The following is a 23133-nucleotide window of genomic DNA, read 5'->3' on the forward strand; positions in this document are numbered from 1 at the left end:
GCTCCCCCTGACACCTATTCTTTACCTGACACACCAGCTGATGCAAATGTTGCCATTTCTTTCAACATGAGTGTTGCTGATTGTAAAATCGGGAAGGCAACCGCTGCACCTGTACCCTCACCTAAACGGAAGCCAAGATCAAGCAATGGTTTTTTTCCAAGTAGGCTGATGGCAACATCGTGGCCTATCTCAACCGAACGGTGCCCTACAATCATATAATCACGTGCATTCTCATTGATTCCCGCTGCTAATAACCCTGAAACGGTACAAATAAAACCATCTAATAAAATTGGTAACCGATTAGCCGCCGCTGCAAGCATAGCGCCAGTCATCGCAGCTATTTCCAAGCCTCCAAGTTTTGCTAACAAATCGATAAGATCGCTTGGGTCAGCCTGGCGCGCTTCGATTGAGCGCTTGATCACCGCTTGTTTATGTTTAATTTGCTCAGAATCAATTCCCGTACCACTTCCAACTAGCTCAGTAATATCCTTTCCACTTAGTACCGCTGTGATTGCGCTACTCGGAGTAGTGTTTCCAATTCCCATCTCACCGACGATTAAGCATTTTGCGCCTTCATCAAACATTTTCTGAGCACGCTCGTAGCCAACTGCTAAAGCTTGTTCTACTTCATCGCGAGTCATTGCATCCTCAACAAGGAAGTTACCAGTTCCGTAGCGAACCTTTTTCGAAGTCAGGCCTGGATGCTCCATATCAGACGCAACCCCAACATCAACGATTTCAAATTTCGCGCCAATTTGACGGCTAAATACATTAATTCCCGCGCCACCATGTAGGAAGTTCAACACCATTTGCGCTGTCACTTCCTGTGGATAAGCCGATACGCCTTCCTTCACAATTCCATGGTCAGCAGCAAAAGTGATAACCGCAGGAGGTGTTACAGTCGGAAAATCTTCTCCTGTAATTTCGCCAAGCTGAATCGCAAGCTCCTCTAATCTGCCAAGACTGCCGATTGGCTTAGTTAACGTATCAATGTACTGAGCTACCTGTTTACCTTTTTCCTTATTCACTGGTTGAATTGCAGTTAATTGCTCAATCATTTTATTACACTCCTTTTTTGAAACTCTATCATTTTTTCTTCAATAAAACCGATATTAACATGCGCTCGAACGTGGTCTGCCAGTCGATCAAACGCCTCTTCCCTTAATTGATTGAAGGAAACACGTTCATATATTGGCGCTAAGCCCTTACTTTTACGAACTTCATTGATTAATGTTTCCCGCAGCTCATCATTATGGAAAATCCCGTGGAAATATGTTCCAACAACATCTTCATCCTTATTTTTACAACCATCTGTACCTGTCTCTGTCGTAATCAGCTCTTCTCCGTCCTCGGAGATCATTGAGCTACCCATGTGAATTTCGTAACCTTCTACTTTGAATATTTTATCACAAAAGTTAATTTGCCCTTGAGATTGCACTGTTGTTTTTTCTTTAGTGATGGTCGTTTGCACCGGCAGAAGCCCCAGACCGTCTGACAATGCCTTTGTCGATTCAATTGCAAATGGATCACTAATGGACTCACCAAGCATTTGAAAGCCGCCGCAAATCCCGAAAATCCTTGTGTTTTTCTGATTATGTAAATCAATTATTTTACTAGCTAAACCACTTTCCTGTAAAAATTGGAAATCATCTATTGTATTCTTACTTCCTGGTAAAATAATTAAATCTGGTTCTTTCAATTGATCCGCTGACGTAATGAAGCGAACATAGCAATCTTCCTCAACAAAAAATGGATCAACGTCCGTGAAGTTTGAGATTCTTGGATACTGAATCACAGCGATATCAATTTCTTTTTCGTGATTTTGCTGTGATGTGTACTGGTCTAAAATCACCGAATCTTCAGCATCAATATTTAAGTTTTGTAAGTAAGGAACCACCCCAAGCACTGGTTTACCTGTATACTCTTCAAACCATTGTAAGCCCGATTCCAAAAGCTTCACGTCTCCACGAAATTTATTAATCACCACACCAATAACGCGGTCACGATCCTCCGGTTCTAGTAGCTGCAAGGTGCCTACTAAACTCGCAAATACGCCACCTTTTTCAATATCTCCAACTAAAACTACCGGTGCATTTGCCATTCGCGCTACTCGCATATTGACCATTTCGCGGTCATTCAAATTGATCTCTGCCGGACTACCTGCCCCTTCAATCACAATCCGTTCGTTATCTTCCGATAGACGCTCGAGCGCATCATTGATCATTTGTAGCCCTTGCTGATAAAAATCCTGACGGTACGCACCCGCCTCCATATTTTTATAAGGCTTGCCATGCACTACAACTTGAGCTTGATTGCCGCGATTCGGCTTAAGTAAAATCGGGTTCATATCCGTTGTTGCCATCGTTTTTGCAGCCTCTGCCTGTACACCTTGAGCCCGGCCAATTTCCTTTCCATCAACGGTGATATAGGAGTTTAGCGCCATATTTTGCGATTTAAACGGCACTGTTTTCCAGCCATCCTGCGCAAAAATCCGGCAGAATGCCGTCACAATCACACTTTTTCCAGCATCCGAATGGGTACCTTGAAACATAATGGGAAGAGCTTTAGTCATGTTTGTTCTCCTTACACTTGTTTACCCAATATTCTACCATGTCTGGACATGAGCCAAAATGGAAATGGGTATATCCAGCAATCAAGCTTCCCTTTAAATAGCCTTCTGGCTTCCTTCCTCGCATTCCTTTCGTGACATAAGCGGGTGTAATTTCAGCAGAAGGTTCAAATGTTGAATAGTGAAACTCATGGCCCTTTGCTTGTACATTTTCCGGTAGGAGGAAATTTCTAGGTGTGCCGGTTATTTCACGATATCCCAGGGCTGCTAATTTAGTTTGCATTTTAACTTTACCAGGGATGAGACCCACCATTTCAAACTGTTGTCCATCGGTGGTTTCGATTGCTTCTGTTAAAAACATAAAGCCTCCGCATTCCGCTAAAGTTGGCAATCCATTTGTAATTGCTGCTTTAATCGATTCCTTAACGTCTGTTTGATTTGCTAATTCGTGGGCAAACTCCTCCGGAAATCCACCGCCAAGATAAAGTCCATGAACATTTTCTGGAAGAGCTTCGCCAGCTAATGGCGAAAATGGCACGAGCTCAGCGCCATAGGCTTCAAGCAGCTCGAAATTTTCTTGATAATAAAAATTAAACGCGGCATCCTTTGCCACCGCGATTCTTACGTTTTGTTTTTCAGAGCGCTTCGCAAATTGGCTCGAGGCGATTTCAAGGTCTGGTGCTTGAGCCAAGTCATAAAGCTGATCGACATCAATGGTTTCAAGAATTGTTTGTGTTAATTTTTCAAAAAAGCTGTCGAGCTCACCGCGCTCAATTGATGGTACAAGTCCGAGGTGGCGCTCGGGAATTGTGAGGTCTACATCACGCTTTAAATAACCGACGACCGGAATGCTACATTCCTGCTCAATCGCTGTTTTGACAATTTTGTAATGCCCCTCACTGCCGACACGGTTGGCGATAACACCGACAATATTCGTTTCTGGGTCAAGCAACTGAAAGCCTTTAACGATGGCTGCTGCACTCCGAGCCATGCTCGCACAATTCACAATGAGAACGACCGGACTTTTTGTTATGATGCTGATTTCAGCAGTAGAACCGGCATTTGTGCGCGGGTCCTTACCGTCATAAAAGCCCATAACGCCTTCAATGATAGAAATGTCGGCATTTTGACTGTTTTTTTGGACGATTTCTTTGACGAGGTCGTGGTTTAACATCCAGCTGTCAAGGTTTCTGGATGGTCTTCCGGTTACAGCCGTGTGATAAGTAGGGTCAATGTAATCTGGACCGCATTTGAAGCCTTGGACAGTGTAACCTTTTTGTTTGAAGGCGGCCATAAGACCGATGGTGAGCGTCGTTTTGCCGACACCACTACCAGTTCCAGCAATAACAAGCCTTCGAGATGTTGTTGTTGACATATTTGTTGCCCCCTTTCTTGGGTTGAATGGGTTCCTAATATGGTTGATTTTTAGAGATGGATGTTGGCATTCTTTCTATGAGACAGTTCTTGCGTTTATTGGGTGCTTTTTTTTTCATATAGCCTCTCTATGAGACACTTCTTCCGTTTCTTGGGCTACTTTTGTTCCATAGAGCCTCTCTATGAGACACTTCTTCCGTTTCTTGGGCTACTTTTGTTCCATAGAGCCTCTCTATGAGACACTTCTTCCGTTTCTTGGGCTACTTTTGTTCCATAGAGCCCCTCTATGAGACACTTCTTCCGTTTCTTGGGCTACTTTTGTTCCATAGAGCCCCTCTATGAGACACTTCTTCCGTTTCTTGGGCTACTTTTGTTCCATAGAGCCCCTCTATGAGACACTTCTTCCGTTTCTTGGGCTACTTTTGTTCCATAGAGCCCCTCTATGAGACACTTCTTCCGTTTCTTGGGCTACTTTTGTTCCATAGAGCCCCTCTATGAGACACTTCTTCCGTTTCTTGGGTTACTTTTGTTCCATAGAGCCCCTCTATGAGACACTTCTTCCGTTTCTTGGGCTACTTTTGTTCCATAGAGCCTCTCTATGAGACACTTCTTCCGTTTCTTGGGCTACTTTTGTTCCATAGAGCCTCTCTATGAGACACTTCTTCCGTTTCTTGGGCTACTTTTGTNAGACACTTCTTCCGTTTCTTGGGCTACTTTTGTTCCATAGAGCCTCTCTATGAGACACTTCTTCCGTTTCTTGGGCTACTTTTGTTCCATAGAGCCTCTCTATGAGACACTTCTTCCGTTTCTTGGGCTACTTTTGTTCCATAGAGCCTCTCTATGAGACACTTCTTCCGTTTCTTGGGTTACTTTTGTTCCATAGAGCCCCTCTATGAGACACTTCTTCCGTTTCTTGGGCTACTTTTGTTCCATAGAGCCTCTCTATGAGACACTTCTTCCGTTTCTTGGGCTACTTTTGTTCCATAGAGCCTCTCTAGCACTTTAAAGCTATCTAAAAACCTTAAACCGAAAGACCACAAAAAACACCCCTACTAAAGCAGGGGTGCGAATTTACATATAACGGAAAACAAAAATATGTATTTCTTCACACTTCCACCCATAAGCCCGTAGGTTACAGAAGTGTTTAGATAAAGGCAGGTCTCCTGACTCTGGTTCTCCATTCCATGTGTCTTCCCAATTTTCATCAGTGACAAATTCAATAGAACTCCCCATTACAGTGGCGGGTACCGTGACGGATTTACACCGTCTTCCCTTTTCACACAACCTAAACTACAGTTATGCACCTTTCTAAACAACTATTTAATTATTATAGTAATAGATTATTAGAAACGAACTCAGACTCATATTATCTCAATATTTGTTATTTTTCAACTAAAAATTTATCGCACTAAAGCAGTGGGGGACAGTCCCCCACTGCCATTCGGGCTCTATGGTTACCGATCTCGCAATTTTTCTTGCTCCACGGGTACCATTCGAGCTCTATGGTTACCGCTCTCGCAATTTTTCTTGCTCTACGGGCACCATTCGGGCTCTATGGTTACCGATCTTGCGATTTTTCTTGCTCTACGGGCACCATTCGAGCTCTATGGTTACCGCTCTCGCAATTTTTCTTGCTCCACGGGCACCATTCGAGCTCTATGGTTACCGCTCTCGCAATTTTTCTTGCTCTACGGGCACCATTCGAGCTCTATGGTTACCGATCTCGCAATTTTTCTTGCTCTGCGGGCACCATTCGGGTTCTATAGTTACCGCTCTTGCGTTTTTTCTAGCTCTGCGGGCACCATTCGAGCTCTATGGTTACCGATCTCGCAATTTTTCTTGCTCTGCGGGCACCATTCGGGTTCTATAGTTACCGCTCTTGCGATTTTTCAAGCTCTGCGGGCACCATTCGAGCTCTATGGTTACCGATCTCGCAATTTTTCTTGCTCTGCGGGCACCATTCGGGCTCTATGGTTACCGCTCTTCCTCTTTTTCAAGCTCTGCGGGCACCATTCGGGCTCTATGGTTACCGATCTCGCAATTTTTCTTGCTCCACGGGCACCATTCGAGCTCTATGGTTACCGCTCTTGCGATTTTTCAAGCTCTGCGGGCACCATTCGAGCTCTATGGTTACCGCTCTTGCTATTTTTCAAACTTTACGGGCATCAATCAATAATCAATAATCCCCACCGAAATCGTGACATTGCCTGATTTTTTCTTTACTAGCGCAAGTTCGTTACAACCACTATACAACATCGCTGCTGGCTCGCTTACACCGTATGCACCTGTATACTTAAACACCGTTTCAGAAGGGTCCTGAATATCAACCGAATTCAACACTTCTGGCGAGTAATAAACAAACTCCCAGCCATTTTTCTCAACAACTTCAAGCAGCCCAATTTCATCCTTTTTCAAATCAATCGTGCATATAGCCTTCACGCTTTTCTTTGAAAATCCTAAATCAAGCAACGTTTCATCGATAACCGCTTCAACTTCCTCGGCAGATGTTCCCCGATTACAGCCGATTCCGAGCGCCAGAACCTTTGGTCGATACAACACACCATTCTCGAGAATCACATCAGACTCGTCTTCTTTCAACAAACGATGGGTAATGACTAACGCAGCCGAAAAACCGCCTGCTCTGAGCGCCGCATCTACCGAATCAAAGACGCTAAAGTGCCCAGGAATTGGCCGGTTATATTCCCACCACCCTTTTTCCCCAGACTCCTGGACAATCGCCACAGCTTCCTCATTCACTACCGCTGCACTAACCGGAGTTAGCTTTTCAGCCGAGTCCCAAACCCAGCCGAATCGCTTTCCGAACAAATCGACAGGAATTGTTTGCCCCACATCAGAGGCCGTCGTAATAATTGGACGAGCAGCTAACATCCCGGCAACTTCATGCGTTAATTCATTTGCACCGCCAAGATGACCTGATAACACGCTAATCACATGCTCGCCCTTATCATCAATGACGACAACTGCAGGGTCAATCTTTTTATCCTTCAGAAGTGGAGCAATCATTCTCACCACCGCACCGAGCGAGATAATCACAATCAATCCTTTATACTTAGGAAACAACGCGGGAAACAACAGGCGGACGCTGCCTTCAAACAGCTGAATGCCCTGTCGTTTTTCATCGCCCTTGGCAAGCTTTGACATGTAGTAGACATCAGCATTTTGGAATGATTGTCCGAGCGTTCGCGCGATTTCAACTCCATGCTTCGTGATGGCCACTATCGCATAATCACCGTCAACTCGAACCTCGGGGATCTGTCCCTCAGCTAACGTAATCACTACGCATCAACCTTTCGACGAAAGCCGTGCGTAAAATGCTTATCGTACAGCTTTGAACGATACTCTTTATTATGAATATTTTCATCAAGCGCCCAGCCGGCTAAAATCATCGCCTGTTTCCTGACACCATTCGTCCGCATTGCTTCATCTAATTTTTCCACAGTGGTACGAATGATTTGTTGATCCGGCCATGTTGCTTTATATACAACAACAACAGGCGTGTCCTTGCTCCAGCCTGCATCAAGCAGCTCACGAACAACCTTTTTCGTTAAAGTCGCACTTAAAAATAGACCAATCGTACATTGATGAGAAGCTAAATCTCGTAATTTTTCCAATTCCGGAACTGGAGTGCGCCCCTCTGCACGTGTTAAAATGACCGTTTGCGTCAAATCAGGAATTGTTAACTCTGCTTGTGCTGCTGCCGCAGACGCAAATACCGAGCTCACTCCAGGAATAATTTCCACAGCAACGCCAGCTTTTTTCAACAAGGAAATTTGCTCCATAATCGCTCCATACATTGCAGGGTCGCCGGTATGAACGCGAACAACCTTCTTGCCAGCACGCAACCGCTCAACCATGACTTCGACCATTTCATCCAAATGCATTCCAGCCGTTTTCAAAACCTCTGCTCCTGGCTTGGATTTATTCACCAAATCCTCACTAACCAGCGAGTCTGCATAGAGCACGACATCCGCCTCCTGCAACAACTTCAAGCCTTTTACCGTAATTAAATCGGGATCTCCCGGGCCAGCACCAATTATGTAAAGTTTCATTTATTTTCTCACCACCATTAACGATAAATATTGCAGCTCGACACCTTCAAGCTCTGACGCCTTCCAAATCATTTCTTCATCTGAAGTAACCTTTGTGACAACAGATGCCTTATCCAGTAAATTCATATCGCGCAATAACGCCAGCATCGATTCAATAACCTTCGCGACTTTGATAAAAATAACGCAGTCATTGTCTTCCAACACTTTTTTCATCGCCTCATAATCATCACGAGCCGGGACGATGGCCACCTTTTCGTCGCCATCAGCAAGCGGTAAGCCTAAACGTGAAGCTGCCCCATTGATTGAAGAAATCCCTGGTACAACCTCAATTGGCACCTCTGGATAGCGCTCCTGCATCAATCGCATCATATGAATGAAGGTGCTATATAATAACGGATCTCCTTCTGTAACAAACGCAACATCCTTACCTTCACGCAATTTCTCCCATACATGCTCAACCGTTTCATTCCACTTCTGGTCTAGAACTTCTTGATTTTTCGTCATTGGAAAAACAAGACCAATTAGTTCTTTTTCCTGTGGTTTAAAATAAGCATCGATAATTTTTTGGGCATAGCTCTTACTGCCTCGTTGTTTTTTCGGATACGCAATCACCGCCGATTCCTTTAATTTTCGGAAAGCTTTGACGGTGATTAATTCCGGATCCCCAGGTCCTACTCCTAAGCCATATAACGTTCCTACCATGCTATTCCCCTTCCACTCGCTCAGCTGCAATAATATATACCGGATTTAACCCTTCGAATCGAGTTAAATTTAAGATTGGCTGACTACGCGAGATTTGCGCTAATGTAATTTCCGTTTTAAAGCCCCGTTCCTTAAAGGCCGTCTGTGCTTCGGCTAAATTTTCGATTGTCACTACATTCAAGACAATTCGGCCATTTTGTTTCAGTCGGCTGCAGCAAATATCCAAAATTCCTGCCATTCCACCACCGGTCCCGCCGATAAAAACGGCATCCGGGTCTGGAAAATTGGCTAACCCTTCCGGTGCTTTCCCTTGAACAGTCGTGGCATCCACCCGAAATTTAGCCAGATTTTCACGGCAATTCGCCAAATCAGCTTCATTTTTTTCAATTGCAAACACACTACCTTCGCGGGCAATCTTTCCTGCTTCAATCGCGACCGAACCAGTACATGTACCAATATCCCAAACAACACTGTTCTCTTTTAAGCGTAAAGCACTAAGGCTTAAAGTCCGAACTTCTTTTTTTGTAATTAATCCTTTTAGCGGCTTGCGCTGAATAAAGTGCTCATCCTCGATTCCAATTGGCCATACAGGATTGTGATCTACCTTCTTTAAAATCACCACGTTAAGCGGAGAGAAGCTTTCATCTTGCATTTCAACTAAATCGAACCAGCGGCAATTCTCAGTTTCACCGCCTAAATTTTCAGCAACAAACGCCTTATATTCAGTCATTCCAAACGATAATAAATAGCTTGCTAGCTTATTAGGTGAGTTTTCGCTATCTGTTAAAATCGCAATCTTTTCTCTGCCATCAATTCGCTGGGCAAGTCCAGTCATGCTACGACCATGTACACTTGTTAAATACGCATCGTGCCAGCGCTCACCCATCCGCGCAAATGCCAGTTGAACCGAGCTAAGCGCCGGATATATTTCAAGCTGGAGCTTGCTTGATAAGAAGCTACCAATCCCGTAAAATAACGGATCACCTGATGCCAACACGACGACCTTACGAGTCTCTGATTGCAAACGCTCAACGAGGGACGTCAACCCACCCTCAATTGTCCACGTTTCTCCTTTGTACTCTTGAAAAAAACTTAAATGACGTTTTCCGCCAACTAATACTTCGCTTTCATTTATCCATTTTTCATAGATTGGTAGCAAGCTCGCCCTTCCATCATCGCCGATACCGATTAATTTAATCGTTTTGGTCATGTCAAACTCACCTCCCCTAATAATTCTCCTTTTAGTGTATAAAGTGCGGTGCTGACTTCAATGCCACCGCCAACCTCGTTGAGCGCAGCTGTGCAGCAATGCTCTGATAGCTTATTGAAAAACGCTTGGATTCCAGCAGAAACCATCATATCGCCGACCTGTGACGCCGTATTAGCACGATGGATTTCTTCCACGAGCACGGGCGGTGCTCCAGCTTCAGTTGCTATTTTTGCTAAAAAAGAAAAATCAACTGGCGCACTTTTGGAGTGAACCATCATTACACCTTGCGCAACCTTCGAAAACTTCCCCATCATTCCGACCATCGAGACACGCCTGACTCCAAGTCGCTTACAAGTTTTTAATGTGAAGCCTACAAAATCGCCCATTTCAATAAATGCTTCTTCTGGAAGCTGCGGAAATTGCTTCATCGCATATTTTTCACTACGTCCTCCTGTTGTTATCACAACGTGGTCACAGTTACTTGCTCTAGCAACGTTAATTGCTTGTACAATACTAGCTTTATAGGCTGACGTCGAAAATGGAACGACAATTCCACGTGTCCCTAAAATTGATATTCCACCAATTATCCCTAAGCGGCTATTTAACGTCTTTTTAGCAATTTCCTCACCGCTAGGAGCTGAAATCACGATGGAAATACCCTTCTCCACACTGTACTCAGTCAACACTGCTTGAGCCGTTTCTGTAATCATTTTGCGCGGCACAGGATTGATAGCTGCTTCTCCTACTTGAATCGGTAAGCCTGCTTTCGTAACCCGGCCGACGCCAATTCCGCCGTCAAGGGTAATACCTTCACCCTCTGACCATGAAACCGTCGCAATGATTTCCGCCCCATGAGTTGCATCAGGGTCATCGCCACCATCCTTAATTACGGTCGCGCTCGCTTGTAATTCTGAAATTTCACAGTCAACGATTTGAAACGTCACCAGGCGACCGACTGGCAAGTATATTGTCGCCTCTGTTTGCGTTTTTCCGGTAAGCAATGCACATAACGCCGCCTTCGTTGCCGCCGTCGCACAGGCTCCAGTCGTGTAGCCTTGTCTTAATTTTTCCTGCTGAGGTGTTTCTTGAACTTCGCTCATATCTTACGTTCAGTCCTCACTTATTTTCATGCTCGTATGCAAGTTTTTATTGCTGCTCTGCTAGTAGAGTTAAAGCATTAAGTGCTGCAACTGTCACGGTGCTGCCGCCCTTTCTGCCGATATTTGTAATAAACGGGATATCAAGCTTTGCCAACTCTTCCTTAGATTCAGCTGCGGATACGAAACCAACAGGTAACCCAATTACCAAGCCTGGCTTTGTCTCTCCTTCTTTAACTAAACGAATAAGCTCTAGCAGCGCTGTTGGTGCATTACCAATTGCAAAAATTCCACCCTCTGCTTCACGAATTGCTTTGCGCATTGAAATAATTGCTCTCGTTGTGTTTAAGCATTTAGCTTCTTCAACCACATCAGCATCGGAAATATAAACCTTCACTTCACCACCGTATTTTTCGATTCTAGCTTTATTGACGCCGCTTTGAATCATTTGCACGTCGGCGACAACCTTTTTGCCACTCTTAATCGCCTTAATTCCAGATTCAATCGCATCGCGATGGAATAGTAAGCTTTTACCTAATTCAAAATCAGCTGACGCATGAATGACACGTTGAGCAACTTTATATTGCTGGGGTGTAAAGTTATGTGCTCCGACTTCTTCATCAATGATTTGAAAACTTACTGTTTCTATTTGCTGTGGTTGTACCGTTACCGGTTTAAACTCTGTACGAAAATCCATTTGTTACCACTCCTTATTTATTTTTCTATGTCGGTTACAGTCAATGGAACTGCTCCAGTTAATGTTTTTATTACACTATTAAAATCACGCTGAACATTGCCATATTGAATAGCTGGTCTTCCAATCATGATGGTCTCTATTCCTAGCTCCTTGGCTGCAGCGATTTTTTCATCAACTGAGCCGACTTGACCACTTTCCTTCGTAATCATCAGCGTTACACCATATTGCCGGTACAACGCCTTATCGAATTCCTTTGAAAACGGACCTTGTATCGCGATAATATTTTTTTGCGGAAAACCTAGCTTTTCACATTTTTCTAGATTGTCTATACGAGGAAGCATTCTTGCAAGCAAGCGCACGCCTTCAAGCCCTAGTAGTTTCTCAGTGAAAATTTGTAAGGTTTTACTGCCCGTTGTTAGCATGACGACACCTTGTTTCTGGGCAGCTAGCTCTGCTGCTGCTTCATAGCTCTCCACAATCGTTAATTTTTCATAATCATAACTTTGAGATTCTCGCTCATATCGAATGTATGGCACACGAGACTGCTCAGCAGCTTTGATCGCATTACGAGAAGCTTCTTCGGCAAAGGGATGACTTGCATCAACAACAGCACGAATCTTTTTGGTCTCTAGTAATCTTGACATCTCTTCAGCAGTTAATCTGCCAACCTGGACATCCAGCCCCGCGTTACGTAGCTCGATTGCTGCATTTTCAGTAACCACAGTTGTTAATAAGGCATATCCTGCAGCTTTGATTTGTATGGCAAGCTCGCGAGCATCACTCGTCCCAGCTAATACTAAAATCATAACGTAATGCCAGCCTTTTTTGACGTTTCATGGTTATGATGATGATCATCGTGAGCATCATGCTCGTGATGGTGATGGTGGTGATGTCCGTGCTCGTGATCATGATGGTGATGGTGCTCAATATGCTCCATCGCCCCGATTCGATAAACACAGGTATCGCAATTCATTTTTACTTCATCGTTCAAAGCTTCGTTGACACGGTCGTTCAGAATACTTTCTAACTTCGGATGAAATCCAAAATAGTTAGCTAGCTTAAATTCAATCTCTGGATATTTTGCCGAAAAATCAATAAGCAGCTTCTCAAGCCGTTTGATTAATATACCCGTAAATAGGAAATATGGTAAAATGACGATTTTTTTTGCACCAAGCTTTAGGCACCGTTCCACGCCCTCATCGACAAGCGGATTCGTCACACCCATAAACGCAGGTTCCACAATCGAATAATTCGTGCTTTCCCAAAGCAGTCTAGCCATCTTGTACAAATCACTATTAGCATCAGGGTCACTGCCTCCCCTTCCTAGTAAAAGCACTGCTGCACCATCGCTTGGATTTGTGACATCCTCGTCTATCTCTAATAATCTGCTTGTTAAAATTGAAATATTTTCTTCGTGAATACCAATTGGTCTACCATATGTAAATCCAATATGTGGATATTTTTCACGCGCTTCGTCAATTGCTGCCGGGATATGAATTTTAGAATGTCCTGCCTGCAGAAGCATGATCGGGATGATTGCAATGTGACTTGCACCCTTTTGAATACATGCTTCGATTCCTTGAGTTACAGTTGGAGTTTCAAATTCAAGGAAACAGGTTTCAATGAGCAATGATTCGTCGAGCTGAGTTTTCATATTTTTTATAAATTGACGGACTTGATCATTACCTTCTGGGTCTCTACTACCATGTCCAACAAATAAGACTGCCTGCATACCGTCCACTCCTCAAATTTTGATTGACCTCTAAGCTGGTCTATTTTGTTGATTTACGCTCCAATCAACCTGACAAAAATCTACATTGTGCATTAACACAGCCTTTATAAAAATTAGTCACCACATGGGGCTGCTGTTATTTGAAGTTTTGGGGTAATATCCACGTGTGTAAAGCCTTGTACTTGCTTAACGCGTTTGAAAAATTTAAAAAATCTTTCATTTGGATAGCCATACTCCTGATAGTCTCGAATAATATTCTCGATTACCCCAACAATTTGGTCAGGCTCTATTCCTTCTGCAACAATCTGACCTGGATGCCCAGTGCGACCGACTGTTTTTCCGCCTAAAAATAAATCAAAAGCACCTTGGCGATAAACAATTCCGATATCTTCTTTGACAGCCCCATAGCATGCCATCCCACAGCCGTTAATGCCTAGCTTGAGCTCCTTCGGCAATTGGATTCCTCCGAGCTTGCGTTGTAGCTCCTCGGCATAAGGAATGCTATCCTTTTTATCTCCATCACAGAAATCACAAGCTTTTATTGTTAAAACATCGCCAACCGGCGCTAACAAAAGGCCTGCTTGAGTTAATTTTTCGATAATTTCATCAGGATTTTCCGTCGGTATACCGAGCTTCATTTGGTGATCTTGGGTATATTCCATTACCCCATTTTCTCCAACCACCTCAGCTAAAGTAATTAGCTGGGGGGCTGTAAATTTCTTATTAGCCACTCCAGGACTAACAGCTAGTTCAAAAATTGCCTCTGCAGGTTGGTAAACGCCCGCTAAAGTTACAGTTTGATCATTATCACCACTTACCATTTGCAGTGCTTGTTCTGCTAAGTCTCTTAGCGAAGGCTCTCCTTCTGCGGGAGTTGGTCGGCGCAAAGGAGTTTCTACAGCGCTAGCCGCTTCTAGTGACCACGGCTCAGCTTCCTTCGTTAAGCGCTGATGGAGCTTTAGTGGTTGTTCAGCTTGATTGAGCGTATACTTCCGCTGATAGCCTCGCGGTGTAATCATTAAGCCATCATGTAATACCGTTGATGAGTTACCTACAATTACGGTTGTAAGCATACCAATCTCGTGATTCAGCATTTCTTTTAAGTTCGTTACAACAACTTGCTCACGATCACGATATGCGCTTTTTACTAAACCGACCGGTGTTTCCGGAGACCGATATTTTAAGAGAATTCTTTGAGCTTCTTCAATTTGCTTAGTCCGTCGTCCGCTTTTCGGATTATAAAAAGCAATAACGAAATCGGTTTTAGCCGCTGCATCAATACGGCTTTCAATTAATTGCCATGGTGTTAGATGGTCGCTCAAGCTGATCGTACAAGCGTCGTGCATCACAGGTGCACCTAATAGCGAGGCACAGGAATTAATCGCGGATATCCCTGGTACGATTTCCACTTCAACACCTGATTCCTTTTTCCAGCCCTTTTCGATTAATACTTCATAAATTAAGCCAGCCATTCCGTATACTCCGGCATCACCACTTGAAATCACCGCAACTTTGTTACCGCGCTCAGCTTGCTTCACTGCCTCTTGAGCACGACTAACTTCTTCAGTCATTCCCGTGCTGACGATTTCCTGATTTTCTGTCAATAAACCTTCAATCAGGTCGACATACGTTTTATAGCCGATGATCATATTACTTTCTCTGATAGCAGCTCTAGCTCTATCGGTAATATGCTGAAAACTCCCTGGTCCAAAACCAATTACAAGTACCTTCCCCTTCATTTGAATCCACCTTCCACCTTTCTAAATTTCACTACATAAAAACAAAAAAACACCCCTACCGACGTAGGGGTGCGAAATAAATACATCATAAAAAATAAAGACATGCATTCCATCACACTTCCACCCATAGGCCCGTAGGTTTACTGAAGTGTTTAGGATAAGGCAGGTCTCCTGACTTTGGATCATCATTCCATGCGTCTTCCCGACTTTAGTCAGTGACATAATGCAATGGAATTCCCCAATACAGTGGCGGGTACCGTGACGGATTTTAACCGTCTTCCCTTTTCACATAGCTCAAAACAATACTTCTCAAGCTATGAACCTTTCCTAAACGAATATTAAATTGACTAAGAAACATATTATCTCAATATTCCTTACATTTCAACAAATATATTAAAATTTAGCACGTTAAAGCAGTGGGGGACAGTCCCCCACTGCTTTAACGCGAAAAAGGTCTGAGTCCATTTGGGATGGATTCAGACCTTTTTTTGGATGAAGAAAACGCGTTGAAGCTGGCCGCTTTTAAGTTTTTCACGAAGCGAGGCTATCGCAACTGAGCTTCCTAACCAGAACACAAGTCCAAGCGCGATGCTTAAGCCCCAATCCTGACTCTTTTCGAGAACAAGGAGCACAGTCGCGACACACACGATTCCACCCATCATTCCAAAAACAGACCCGTTCGCAATTTTCCCTGCCTTTTTAGAGCCTGAAGCAATTCCCACCATTAGTACCGCTGTCAGCATTACTGCCGGAAACGCAGCAAATATTCCCGCAAGGATCTTCCAAGGTGATAAAACCGTGATTAAGTAACTAAACATTACGGCTGTCCCGCCGAGTATAAATCGAATTAATAAGTCCTGTTTGTTCATGGGTTCCACCTTTTTTAGAATAAATAAGATGTAATGAAGACGACAACGGTTGATAGTCCCAACCAGCATAGTATCGTTTGTACCAAACCGAGCTTCCAGCCTTGTCTTGGCAACAGATAGCCGGCAATAATTGCAATGAAAATATTGATGCCCATGCCTATCATTGCACCTTTTGAGAGGATAACAGATTGGCTGATGAGCTCGTCACCTTTAAAATCGAGGCCAGTGGTTAATATGGCGGCCAAATAAACTGCTGGAAAAGCAGCAAAGATACCTCCTGCTCGTTCGCCCAGCTTTTTCGCGACAATAGTAGCAACCAAGACTGCAGTTCCACCTAAAATAAATCTTATCAGGGCGGCACCTATTGAAATCTCTGCCACTACATTCCGCCTCGCTTCATTAATTTCAGATTAGGGGCAACAACAGAAGTATCCTTTGTAATAATATTTTTCTTGTATGCTAAATAATAAGCCAGAGCCACAAAAACAGACCCACCAACGGCATTTCCTAAAAACACTGGTACGAAGTTATGGAAATATTCAAGCCAAGTAAAATGTCCGGCAAATATCGCAGCAGGAATAACAAACATATTCGCTACAACGTGCTGGAAACCAATCGCTACAAATGTCATGGTTGGAAACCAAATACCAAGTATCTTACCTGACATATCCTCTGAACCATAGGATAACCAAACAGCAGCTGCTACTAACCAGTTACAGCCTATTCCAGAAAAGAACGCCTGAACAAAAGTTGCCTCTAGTTTATGCTCAGCAATACTCACGGTTTTTTCTAGGAATATTCCTGTTTCAGTCAAACCAACAATATGTCCAAATACGTATGCAACAAAGAGAGCACCTACGAAATTGCTTGCTGTGATAATCGTCCAATTTGCTAGTAGCTGCTTAAAGTTTATTTTTCGAGCTAGCCACGCTAATGGTACAGCCATCATATTACCTGTTAATAGTTCTCCACCTGCAATTAATGTTAATATTAGACCAATTGGGAATAGGGCAGCTCCCAAAATAGAGCTTAATCCAGCTATATCACCAGTTAATGGAGCTGTTACTCGAATAAATAACAAGTAACCCAAAGCAATAAAAGCCCCTGCCTGGAACCCTAAAATTACAGATTTAAGCAACGAATAATTACTTTTTTTGTATCCGTTTTCCACTGTAATATTAGCGATCTGTTCCGGCTTGAAAAACGACATGTGTATCAGTTCCTTTCGCCTAGAAAAGTGGAAGCACCTTTGCTTTTCACTAATCTTAAATTCAAAAAATGTTATTCTTTTTTTAAATACAAATAAATAATATAAAAATAGCAAAATGTGAATTACGTCACATAGAATTAAGCACATATTTATTTTAACCCATCTCTTAAGGGTACCCGTGTGAACTTTTTTCAACTGTTTATTAAACGCTTACATTTCCAATTTTATTGTAAATTAATGGAAAATCCAGGCAAATTCCTGACTTTAACTGTTATGATTATCACAAAATATTATTTTTCTACCATAGTATTGATATTTAATTTATAATAATTATTATTAAACTTAATCAATATAGTTTTAGAAAGAAGTTGAAGGTTTGGCATCTCATAATAAGAGGTTTATTTATATCACACTTGTTTTAGTCATGGTAACTTGGGGATTAAACGTCATTGCGACAAAGTTGCTGGTAACTGCATTTACACCTGTTACGATAACCGCATTTCGGATATTTGCTGCAGCAGTTTGTGTATTTTTTATTCTTGGACTTATGAAAAAAGTTCGGATGCCAACGTTGCGGGAATTCAAATTTATTATGATTGGTGGCTTGTTCAATGTCGTTGCCCATCATTATTTTTTATCAATCGGCTTAAAGGAAACATCAGCTTCAAACGGGGGACTTATTCTTGGCCTCGGACCATTATTAACGACCGTTTTGGCAATTGCATTTTTAGGCACTTCCATGACAATGGCACGGTCTGTGGGTGTATTGCTTGGCTTCACTGGAGTTGCCTTAGTGGTCCTAAAGGATGGTAGCATCAGTGCGGTTTCAATTGGGGACTTATTTGTGTTCATAGCCATTTTATCTCAAGCGATCAGCTTTATTTTTATTAGTAAAATTGCCAAATCATTAGACCCAAGATTGATGACCGGATATATGCTTTTGTTTGGTTCAATGACTCTGTTCTTGATTAGCTTGGTGGTAGAGCCTGAGGGATTGGAGAGCTTAGCAAATGGCTCAACTAGCGTGTGGATTGTGTTCTTTGCTTCCGCATTTATTGCGACAGCGGTTGGACACATGGTTTATAATTTCTCTGTTGGTCAAATTGGCGCAGCTGAGACATCCATATTTATTAACTTAAATCCTTTTTTTGCATTGATTGGAGCAGTCATTTTTCTTCATGAAAAAATTGTTCCCACTCAAATCTTCGGTTTTTGCTTCATCATCGCTGGCGTTGTGGTCGGTTCCGATTTATGGATTGAAATTATTAAAAAATCACGAAAAAACAAAATGAAAAATTTGAGCGCCTGACTCTTTTGTAGTTTGATTCAAACACAAAGGAATCAGGCTGCTTTTTTATTTTGTATTAACTAATACCTTAAAACTTTCTTCAATGCGATGAACAAATTGTTTTTGCGTGTTACGTGTTAGTTTCACATACTCATTTGTAACTTTTTCCCAACGATTACGACTGTCACGTGAATATTCCACGAACGATTCACTTTTTTCTTCGATATTTTTTTCAATGCGATCGAAAAGTCCAAAAGTTGATTTGATTGGAGTCAACGCTAAATCTTCAATCCGTGATGAAACGTCACTGAATTGCTCTTTAAGCTCAGAGCTATTTGTTTCATTTGAGCCCGGAATATTATTTGAAATCTCTTTTACGATTTCACCGCTTGTTTTCTTTGATTCCTGATAAAAGTTAGTTAAAGTTTTGCGGAATTCTTGATTTAATTTAATAACTTCCTTAACTGACTTTAAAAATGCATCTTCACGCTCTTCCCCAAATTGTTTAGAATGTTCTAGGCTTTGTTCATACTGGTCCCAAACTGTATCAACGAATAAATCCGCAGCATTGGTCTTTTCCGTGTCAGCCTTTTTTTGAGCAGCTTTTAATACGACTTTATCACTCTTCTTCGGATTCATTATTATTCTTTCTCCCCTTGTTCGCATTTTTTTCTCTATTTGATCCTTCACTCATGAATGAAGGGATATAGAGGTCAAGAAAACTAGAATACATATTGAAAAATTGGTCTAGCATGGTTTGGTAGCTCTCTAGCTGGTTCGCATAGCCCTTCAAGTAAGATACGCCCACATCGGTTATTGTGTATCTCCGTTTAGCCGGTCCCGCACCTGTCGTATCCCATTCTGATTGAACAAGATTTTCCTTTTCAAGTTGTCTAAGTAATCGATAAAGATTTCCTTGATCAATTGAATGAAAGCCGAATGCTTGAAGCTTTTGGCTGAGCTCATATCCGTGTAATGACATTTTGCTTAACAGCAATAAAATGAATGGCATTACAAAATTTTTCGAAGGCTGTATCGATGGAGTTTCATAATCCTTTGTCAAGTGCTTTCCACCTCCACTTGTCTATATATGTATTTTACACTTAAGGGTAATTTTCTGTCAATTCATCATATATATAAAATAAACATTTATTAAATTGATTACTTTTCTCGCTGGATGGGAATAAGTTGTAGTATAAACAAGTTGGAGGGATTAAAACATGGGAAATTACTATCTAAGTAATTCCGGAATTCCTTTTCTACGTCTCGGTGCCGGTGAACCTTTAATCCTTATACACGGTTTAGGAGAAATGAAAGAAGCTTGGAACAATCAATTTGAGTTAGCTGATCAGTTTGAACTCATCATTCCAGACCTTCGTGGACATGGTGATTACAAAACTACAACTGGTATTTCAATTGAAAGCTTCGCAAAGGATGTTATTAGTTTATTGGATGAGCTTGAAATTGAAAACGCTCACATTTGCGGGTTATCACTTGGGGGCTTAGTGGCTCAGGAAATATATCGTCAGAAGCCAAATAAATGCCGATCATTAATGCTCGTTAGCACCTTCCACTTTATGCCAAAGCATATAGGGTATTTACTGTATTCTGTTCGAAAATTAAGAGCAAATGCCGTTTCCATTGATGAGCATCGAGAAATTGCTGCCCGTGTTTGTTTATATTCATGGAGCGAGGAAAATTATCAGCATTTTATTAAATATTATCGACCAGACCGTGAGACCTATATTAAGTCTGTTGCGTCTGCGATGAAAGTGAACAATATTAGCTTACTACCGAAAATTAAAGTTCCCACATTAATTATCGGTGGTCAATATGATGCTGTGACTCCGGTTTGGGTCCAATTATTAATGCATAAGCAAATTGGTCATTCAGAATTCGTGATCATGCGGAAAGCTGGTCATGTTGCAAAATTGGAAGCAAAAGACAACTTTAATCAAACACTGCGTGAGTTTTTACAAAAACACGAAAAACAGAAGCCGGCATGTTAGAAAAGCGAAAACGCTTTGCTCTTTCATGTACTGGGAACAAAAAAGGCTGACATACTTGTATCACACTAGTATGTCAACCTTTTTTTGTTATCTATTTTGCTGGGCCTGAAGCTCCTGCAGCAACAGGTTCTTTTTGTTCACCTTTGTCAATTAAAGTTTTTAAAGCTTCGAATTCTTCCTTGAAGCTATTCAACTGGACAAGTTCTTTCTTCATTTCCACTAAGTCTGACTGTAAATCTTTCGTTTCTGCTAGCTGCTTTTTTGTTCTTGTTAATTCAGTTTTAAGCTGTTTGGTTAATTTGATAATTTCCTTTGAAACATCAATAACGCTTTCAACATCTTTGTTAGTTGAGAGGACTACTTCACTTAAACTTAATAGCTGTTCTTCAAGTGAATCAAGCTTTTCCTCAGTTTGATTTTCCCGATTGACTAACAACTTTAAATCGCTTTTTGTCGGTACATTTAAAAGGCTTGCAATCACTTCTTGATTTTTTCTAAAAATCTGAAGTGTCCGGAACTGTGTATCTTCTGCTTTTGCTGTTAGCTGTTCTAAATCTTTGTTATTGCTAATCAGTGTAAGGTAAACATTCAGTTGCTTTTCCCAAAGCTCATTAATTTTGTTTAGGACAGTATACGAATCCTGAATACTTTGAATCGGCATCCTGATTCCCCCTTAAGTTTATTATTTTAGATTTACTGAACTCTCCATATATCTTTGCAATGGAAAAAAGACAGCTTTAATTTGATTTTGAAATAAATCAACAAAAAGCTTTTGATTTCCATAAAGAACAGATGCAGAACGCACAATGTTTTCAATGTATTGCTGTCTTGTTTGTCTACGTAGTGCAATAAATCCTTCAATAGCTTGTACATATTTACTGATAGATTGTTCGCTGGTTAGCGCATTGACAGGAGTCATAATAATTTTGGCTGTTTTACTGTGAATATCATCAATCACTTGATTGATATCGTGATAAGAATTTTTCGGAAATAGCTGCTTCATTATTGTGGTAGTCATCAGAAGTTCATCTCGGGCAGTTCCTTCCCATTCACAAAGTTCTTTATTGAATTGGTCAGTGATTGCTTTTAAGTTTTCACGATTTTGGTCGACTCGTTCAACATATTTTTGAACAGCCTTTAACAACACCTGATCATAATATTCTGACTGCTCAGCCCATGACTCTAATTGCTGCAATGCATTTTTCCATACAAGCTCTAAACTGGATTGTGAACCATTTTGATCAAATCGCTCGTCCAGGTTTAACGGTTTCGTCATTTTCGCTCCTCCAAATTCATTTTTCTGTTGTAAGTATACAAATATAAATAATCTTTCGAGTAATTTTTTCTAAATATTTACACAATTTAAATTATTGTACCTCTATTTGACTTTGTAAACCCTTCTTTGTCGACAAATCTCAGCAAACGATAGTTCTTTTTAGTGCTTAAGCTATCTAGTAAAACCCATCACATAAACGTTCATCACCTTTTTTTATAAAAGTAAACTAAGCCGAATCCTGTCGAAAGAAAACGAGTCCCCCATCTTTCAGTCTTAAGTCTTAGAGAAAAATAAACCGGTAGTTCAATTGAGAAATATTCGCTAGAATTATATGCTTTAATTGAGGAATTCGCATGGAACAGATTTTTGGAAAAGAGAAAGGAAGGGTTCGAATTGAAAAAAATCTTGGTGATATTTTTTATTTTGATTGGATTATATTGGATTTTTACGAACTTTATTAACTTTGACTGGCTACCGTTTGGAAGGAGCGAACAGCAAGTAGCTGTGACGGATGAAGTTGGCTCGATTGAAATCGACGTATCTAGTTTAAGCACAACAATCATACCGGAAAAACGAGATGATATTAAAGCTGAGCTGACAGGCCAAGGAACGGTACGCGTCAATCGAAGTGGTGACAGGATTACAATTACTGCTAAGCAAAAATGGTTTAACTTTTTCTCATTTGGCCGAGAAGAATTAAGAATTTATCTCCCTGAGGATTATCAGGATAGCATGAAAATTAATTTGGGATCAGGTAATATACATTTTTCTGGTGAGTCCAAAAATAATCCAATGATTCTTGACAACTTGTCTATCGACATTGGGTCAGGAAATATAACTTTAAGGAACTTGAAAGTGGATCATTTTGAACATGATGGTTCATCTGGAAATGTAGACATTACATCTCTTACAACCAAAACTGGTAAATTTGAAATCAGTTCAGGCAGCCTCGATTTAGATGATTATTCAGGAAAATTACAGGCAGAATTATCTTCTGGAGAGCTTTCTGTTGAAATGAAAAAATTAGTGGATGATATTGATATCGAAGTAAGCTCTGGCACTGTGAACCTCGACCTTCCAGACAATGCCAGCTTCACTTTGAATGGAAAATCAAGCAGCGGAAATATCTCATGTAATTTCCCACTTACCAGTGAAAACAGTAATAATCATTCCTTAACCGGCACACACGGTACAGGCAAACATAAAATCGACCTAGACGTATCAAGCGGAAAAATCCGTATCTATTAAAAAACCTTTAACGCATTACAGTGCTGGGGGACAGTCCCCCAGC

The 23133-nt window shown here is 41.6% G+C and carries 22 protein-coding genes and 2 riboswitches; of the genes, 3 read left to right on the plus strand and 19 right to left on the minus strand.

Going from position 1 to position 23133, the window contains the following annotated elements:
* Positions 1–14: 14 nt before the first annotated feature.
* The 15 genes from cobT to FXW34_RS08895 all read right to left on the minus strand — a co-directional run bounded on the left by cobT (position 15) and on the right by FXW34_RS08895 (position 17269).
* Positions 15–1058 carry a nicotinate-nucleotide--dimethylbenzimidazole phosphoribosyltransferase gene (cobT, locus tag FXW34_RS08825; RefSeq protein ID WP_147533606.1) on the minus strand — a complete coding sequence of 348 codons (1044 nt, stop codon included), beginning with the start codon at positions 1056–1058 and terminating at the stop codon, positions 15–17.
* Entirely contained in the window at positions 1055–2572 is a 1518-nt protein-coding gene (locus FXW34_RS08830; RefSeq protein WP_147533607.1) for a cobyric acid synthase, read from the minus strand. Before FXW34_RS08830 ends, cobT begins: the two co-directional genes overlap by 4 nt.
* The gene (locus FXW34_RS08835; protein ID WP_147533608.1) at positions 2565–3944 is read right to left on the minus strand and encodes a cobyrinic acid a,c-diamide synthase CobB; all 1380 of its coding nucleotides are present in this window, start codon (positions 3942–3944) and stop codon (positions 2565–2567) included. The genes FXW34_RS08830 and FXW34_RS08835 overlap by 8 nt, the downstream gene beginning before the upstream one ends.
* 1135 nt (positions 3945–5079) lie before the next feature.
* Positions 5080–5266, minus strand: a riboswitch (cobalamin riboswitch).
* A gap of 846 nt (positions 5267–6112) precedes the next feature.
* On the minus strand, positions 6113–7240 hold the full coding sequence (locus FXW34_RS08840) for a cobalt-precorrin 5A hydrolase (RefSeq protein ID WP_187118892.1): 1128 nt from the start codon (positions 7238–7240) through the stop codon (positions 6113–6115).
* Entirely contained in the window at positions 7240–8013 is a 774-nt protein-coding gene (gene cobM, locus FXW34_RS08845) for a precorrin-4 C(11)-methyltransferase (protein WP_147533609.1), read from the minus strand. Before cobM ends, FXW34_RS08840 begins: the two co-directional genes overlap by 1 nt.
* The gene (cobI, locus tag FXW34_RS08850) at positions 8014–8715 is read right to left on the minus strand and encodes a precorrin-2 C(20)-methyltransferase (RefSeq protein ID WP_147533610.1); all 702 of its coding nucleotides are present in this window, start codon (positions 8713–8715) and stop codon (positions 8014–8016) included.
* Between the two features lies 1 nt (position 8716).
* Entirely contained in the window at positions 8717–9925 is a 1209-nt protein-coding gene (gene cbiE, locus FXW34_RS08855) for a precorrin-6y C5,15-methyltransferase (decarboxylating) subunit CbiE (protein ID WP_147533611.1), read from the minus strand.
* Positions 9922–11025, minus strand: a complete 1104-nt coding sequence (locus tag FXW34_RS08860) for a cobalt-precorrin-5B (C(1))-methyltransferase (RefSeq protein ID WP_147533612.1) — start codon at positions 11023–11025, stop codon at positions 9922–9924. The genes cbiE and FXW34_RS08860 overlap by 4 nt, the downstream gene beginning before the upstream one ends.
* Before the next feature lie 46 nt (positions 11026–11071).
* On the minus strand, positions 11072–11719 hold the full coding sequence (locus FXW34_RS08865) for a precorrin-8X methylmutase (RefSeq protein ID WP_147533613.1): 648 nt from the start codon (positions 11717–11719) through the stop codon (positions 11072–11074).
* A 17-nt stretch (positions 11720–11736) separates the two neighbouring features.
* Positions 11737–12525: a precorrin-6A reductase gene (gene cobK / locus FXW34_RS08870; protein WP_147533614.1), complete on the minus strand. Its 789-nt coding sequence runs from the start codon at positions 12523–12525 to the stop codon at positions 11737–11739.
* Entirely contained in the window at positions 12522–13451 is a 930-nt protein-coding gene (locus FXW34_RS08875) for a sirohydrochlorin chelatase (protein ID WP_147533615.1), read from the minus strand. Before FXW34_RS08875 ends, cobK begins: the two co-directional genes overlap by 4 nt.
* 113 nt (positions 13452–13564) lie before the next feature.
* Positions 13565–15190, minus strand: a complete 1626-nt coding sequence (cobJ, locus tag FXW34_RS08880) for a precorrin-3B C(17)-methyltransferase (RefSeq protein ID WP_147533616.1) — start codon at positions 15188–15190, stop codon at positions 13565–13567.
* Positions 15191–15334: 144 nt separating this feature from the next.
* Positions 15335–15531: riboswitch (cobalamin riboswitch) on the minus strand.
* A 135-nt stretch (positions 15532–15666) separates the two neighbouring features.
* Entirely contained in the window at positions 15667–16059 is a 393-nt protein-coding gene (locus FXW34_RS08885; RefSeq protein ID WP_147533617.1) for a DUF3147 family protein, read from the minus strand.
* 14 nt (positions 16060–16073) lie between these two features.
* Positions 16074–16439, minus strand: a complete 366-nt coding sequence (locus FXW34_RS08890; RefSeq protein WP_147533618.1) for a DUF3147 family protein — start codon at positions 16437–16439, stop codon at positions 16074–16076.
* A complete protein-coding gene (locus FXW34_RS08895; protein ID WP_147533619.1) occupies positions 16439–17269 on the minus strand; it encodes a formate/nitrite transporter family protein in 831 nt (276 codons plus the stop codon). Before FXW34_RS08895 ends, FXW34_RS08890 begins: the two co-directional genes overlap by 1 nt.
* 376 nt (positions 17270–17645) lie before the next feature.
* Between FXW34_RS08895 and FXW34_RS08900 the strand changes: the two genes are divergently transcribed.
* Complete coding sequence (locus tag FXW34_RS08900; protein WP_246140940.1) at positions 17646–18578, plus strand: DMT family transporter; 933 nt, start codon at positions 17646–17648, stop codon at positions 18576–18578.
* A gap of 45 nt (positions 18579–18623) precedes the next feature.
* Here FXW34_RS08900 and FXW34_RS08905 read toward each other — a convergent pair whose 3' ends face one another.
* A complete protein-coding gene (locus FXW34_RS08905; protein WP_187118893.1) occupies positions 18624–19196 on the minus strand; it encodes a hypothetical protein in 573 nt (190 codons plus the stop codon).
* Positions 19177–19620: a poly-beta-hydroxybutyrate-responsive repressor gene (phaQ, locus tag FXW34_RS08910; RefSeq protein WP_147533621.1), complete on the minus strand. Its 444-nt coding sequence runs from the start codon at positions 19618–19620 to the stop codon at positions 19177–19179. Before phaQ ends, FXW34_RS08905 begins: the two co-directional genes overlap by 20 nt.
* Before the next feature lie 157 nt (positions 19621–19777).
* On the opposite strand from phaQ, the gene FXW34_RS08915 reads away from it, so the two are divergent.
* Positions 19778–20566 carry an alpha/beta fold hydrolase gene (locus FXW34_RS08915; RefSeq protein WP_147533622.1) on the plus strand — a complete coding sequence of 263 codons (789 nt, stop codon included), beginning with the start codon at positions 19778–19780 and terminating at the stop codon, positions 20564–20566.
* 91 nt (positions 20567–20657) lie between these two features.
* Here the strand turns inward: FXW34_RS08915 and FXW34_RS08920 are convergent, their stop codons facing one another.
* Positions 20658–21227: a polyhydroxyalkanoate biosynthesis repressor PhaR gene (locus FXW34_RS08920; RefSeq protein ID WP_147533623.1), complete on the minus strand. Its 570-nt coding sequence runs from the start codon at positions 21225–21227 to the stop codon at positions 20658–20660.
* Between the two features lie 21 nt (positions 21228–21248).
* A complete protein-coding gene (locus FXW34_RS08925; protein ID WP_147533624.1) occupies positions 21249–21842 on the minus strand; it encodes a hypothetical protein in 594 nt (197 codons plus the stop codon).
* Positions 21843–22235: 393 nt separating this feature from the next.
* On the opposite strand from FXW34_RS08925, the gene liaG reads away from it, so the two are divergent.
* On the plus strand, positions 22236–23090 hold the full coding sequence (gene liaG, locus FXW34_RS08930) for a LiaG family protein (protein ID WP_147533625.1): 855 nt from the start codon (positions 22236–22238) through the stop codon (positions 23088–23090).
* The last annotated feature ends 43 nt before the right edge of the window (positions 23091–23133 follow it).

This window comes from Bacillus marasmi (assembly GCF_902168435.1).
GTDB lineage: Bacteria > Bacillota > Bacilli > Bacillales > Cytobacillaceae > Bacillus_BU > Bacillus_BU marasmi.

What these genes read in the sequence shown, in the direction of transcription:
- cobM (WP_147533609.1), bottom strand. Translation starts at nt 8,013, where the DNA reads ATGAAACTTTACATAATTGGTGCTGGCCCGGGAGATCCCGATTTAATT.
- FXW34_RS08860 (WP_147533612.1), bottom strand. Translation starts at nt 11,025, where the DNA reads ATGAGCGAAGTTCAAGAAACACCTCAGCAGGAAAAATTAAGACAAGGC.
- FXW34_RS08865 (WP_147533613.1), bottom strand. Translation starts at nt 11,719, where the DNA reads ATGGATTTTCGTACAGAGTTTAAACCGGTAACGGTACAACCACAGCAA.
- FXW34_RS08875 (WP_147533615.1), bottom strand. Translation starts at nt 13,451, where the DNA reads ATGCAGGCAGTCTTATTTGTTGGACATGGTAGTAGAGACCCAGAAGGT.
- FXW34_RS08925 (WP_147533624.1), bottom strand. Translation starts at nt 21,842, where the DNA reads ATGACGAAACCGTTAAACCTGGACGAGCGATTTGATCAAAATGGTTCA.
- FXW34_RS08835 (WP_147533608.1), bottom strand. Translation starts at nt 3,944, where the DNA reads ATGTCAACAACAACATCTCGAAGGCTTGTTATTGCTGGAACTGGTAGT.
- cobT (WP_147533606.1), bottom strand. Translation starts at nt 1,058, where the DNA reads ATGATTGAGCAATTAACTGCAATTCAACCAGTGAATAAGGAAAAAGGT.
- cobI (WP_147533610.1), bottom strand. Translation starts at nt 8,715, where the DNA reads ATGGTAGGAACGTTATATGGCTTAGGAGTAGGACCTGGGGATCCGGAA.
- FXW34_RS08830 (WP_147533607.1), bottom strand. Translation starts at nt 2,572, where the DNA reads ATGACTAAAGCTCTTCCCATTATGTTTCAAGGTACCCATTCGGATGCT.
- FXW34_RS08905 (WP_187118893.1), bottom strand. Translation starts at nt 19,196, where the DNA reads ATGAATCCGAAGAAGAGTGATAAAGTCGTATTAAAAGCTGCTCAAAAA.
- FXW34_RS08915 (WP_147533622.1), top strand. Translation starts at nt 19,778, where the DNA reads ATGGGAAATTACTATCTAAGTAATTCCGGAATTCCTTTTCTACGTCTC.
- cbiE (WP_147533611.1), bottom strand. Translation starts at nt 9,925, where the DNA reads ATGACCAAAACGATTAAATTAATCGGTATCGGCGATGATGGAAGGGCG.
- cobJ (WP_147533616.1), bottom strand. Translation starts at nt 15,190, where the DNA reads ATGAAGGGGAAGGTACTTGTAATTGGTTTTGGACCAGGGAGTTTTCAG.
- FXW34_RS08895 (WP_147533619.1), bottom strand. Translation starts at nt 17,269, where the DNA reads ATGTCGTTTTTCAAGCCGGAACAGATCGCTAATATTACAGTGGAAAAC.
- FXW34_RS08885 (WP_147533617.1), bottom strand. Translation starts at nt 16,059, where the DNA reads ATGAACAAACAGGACTTATTAATTCGATTTATACTCGGCGGGACAGCC.
- FXW34_RS08920 (WP_147533623.1), bottom strand. Translation starts at nt 21,227, where the DNA reads ATGCCGATTCAAAGTATTCAGGATTCGTATACTGTCCTAAACAAAATT.
- cobK (WP_147533614.1), bottom strand. Translation starts at nt 12,525, where the DNA reads ATGATTTTAGTATTAGCTGGGACGAGTGATGCTCGCGAGCTTGCCATA.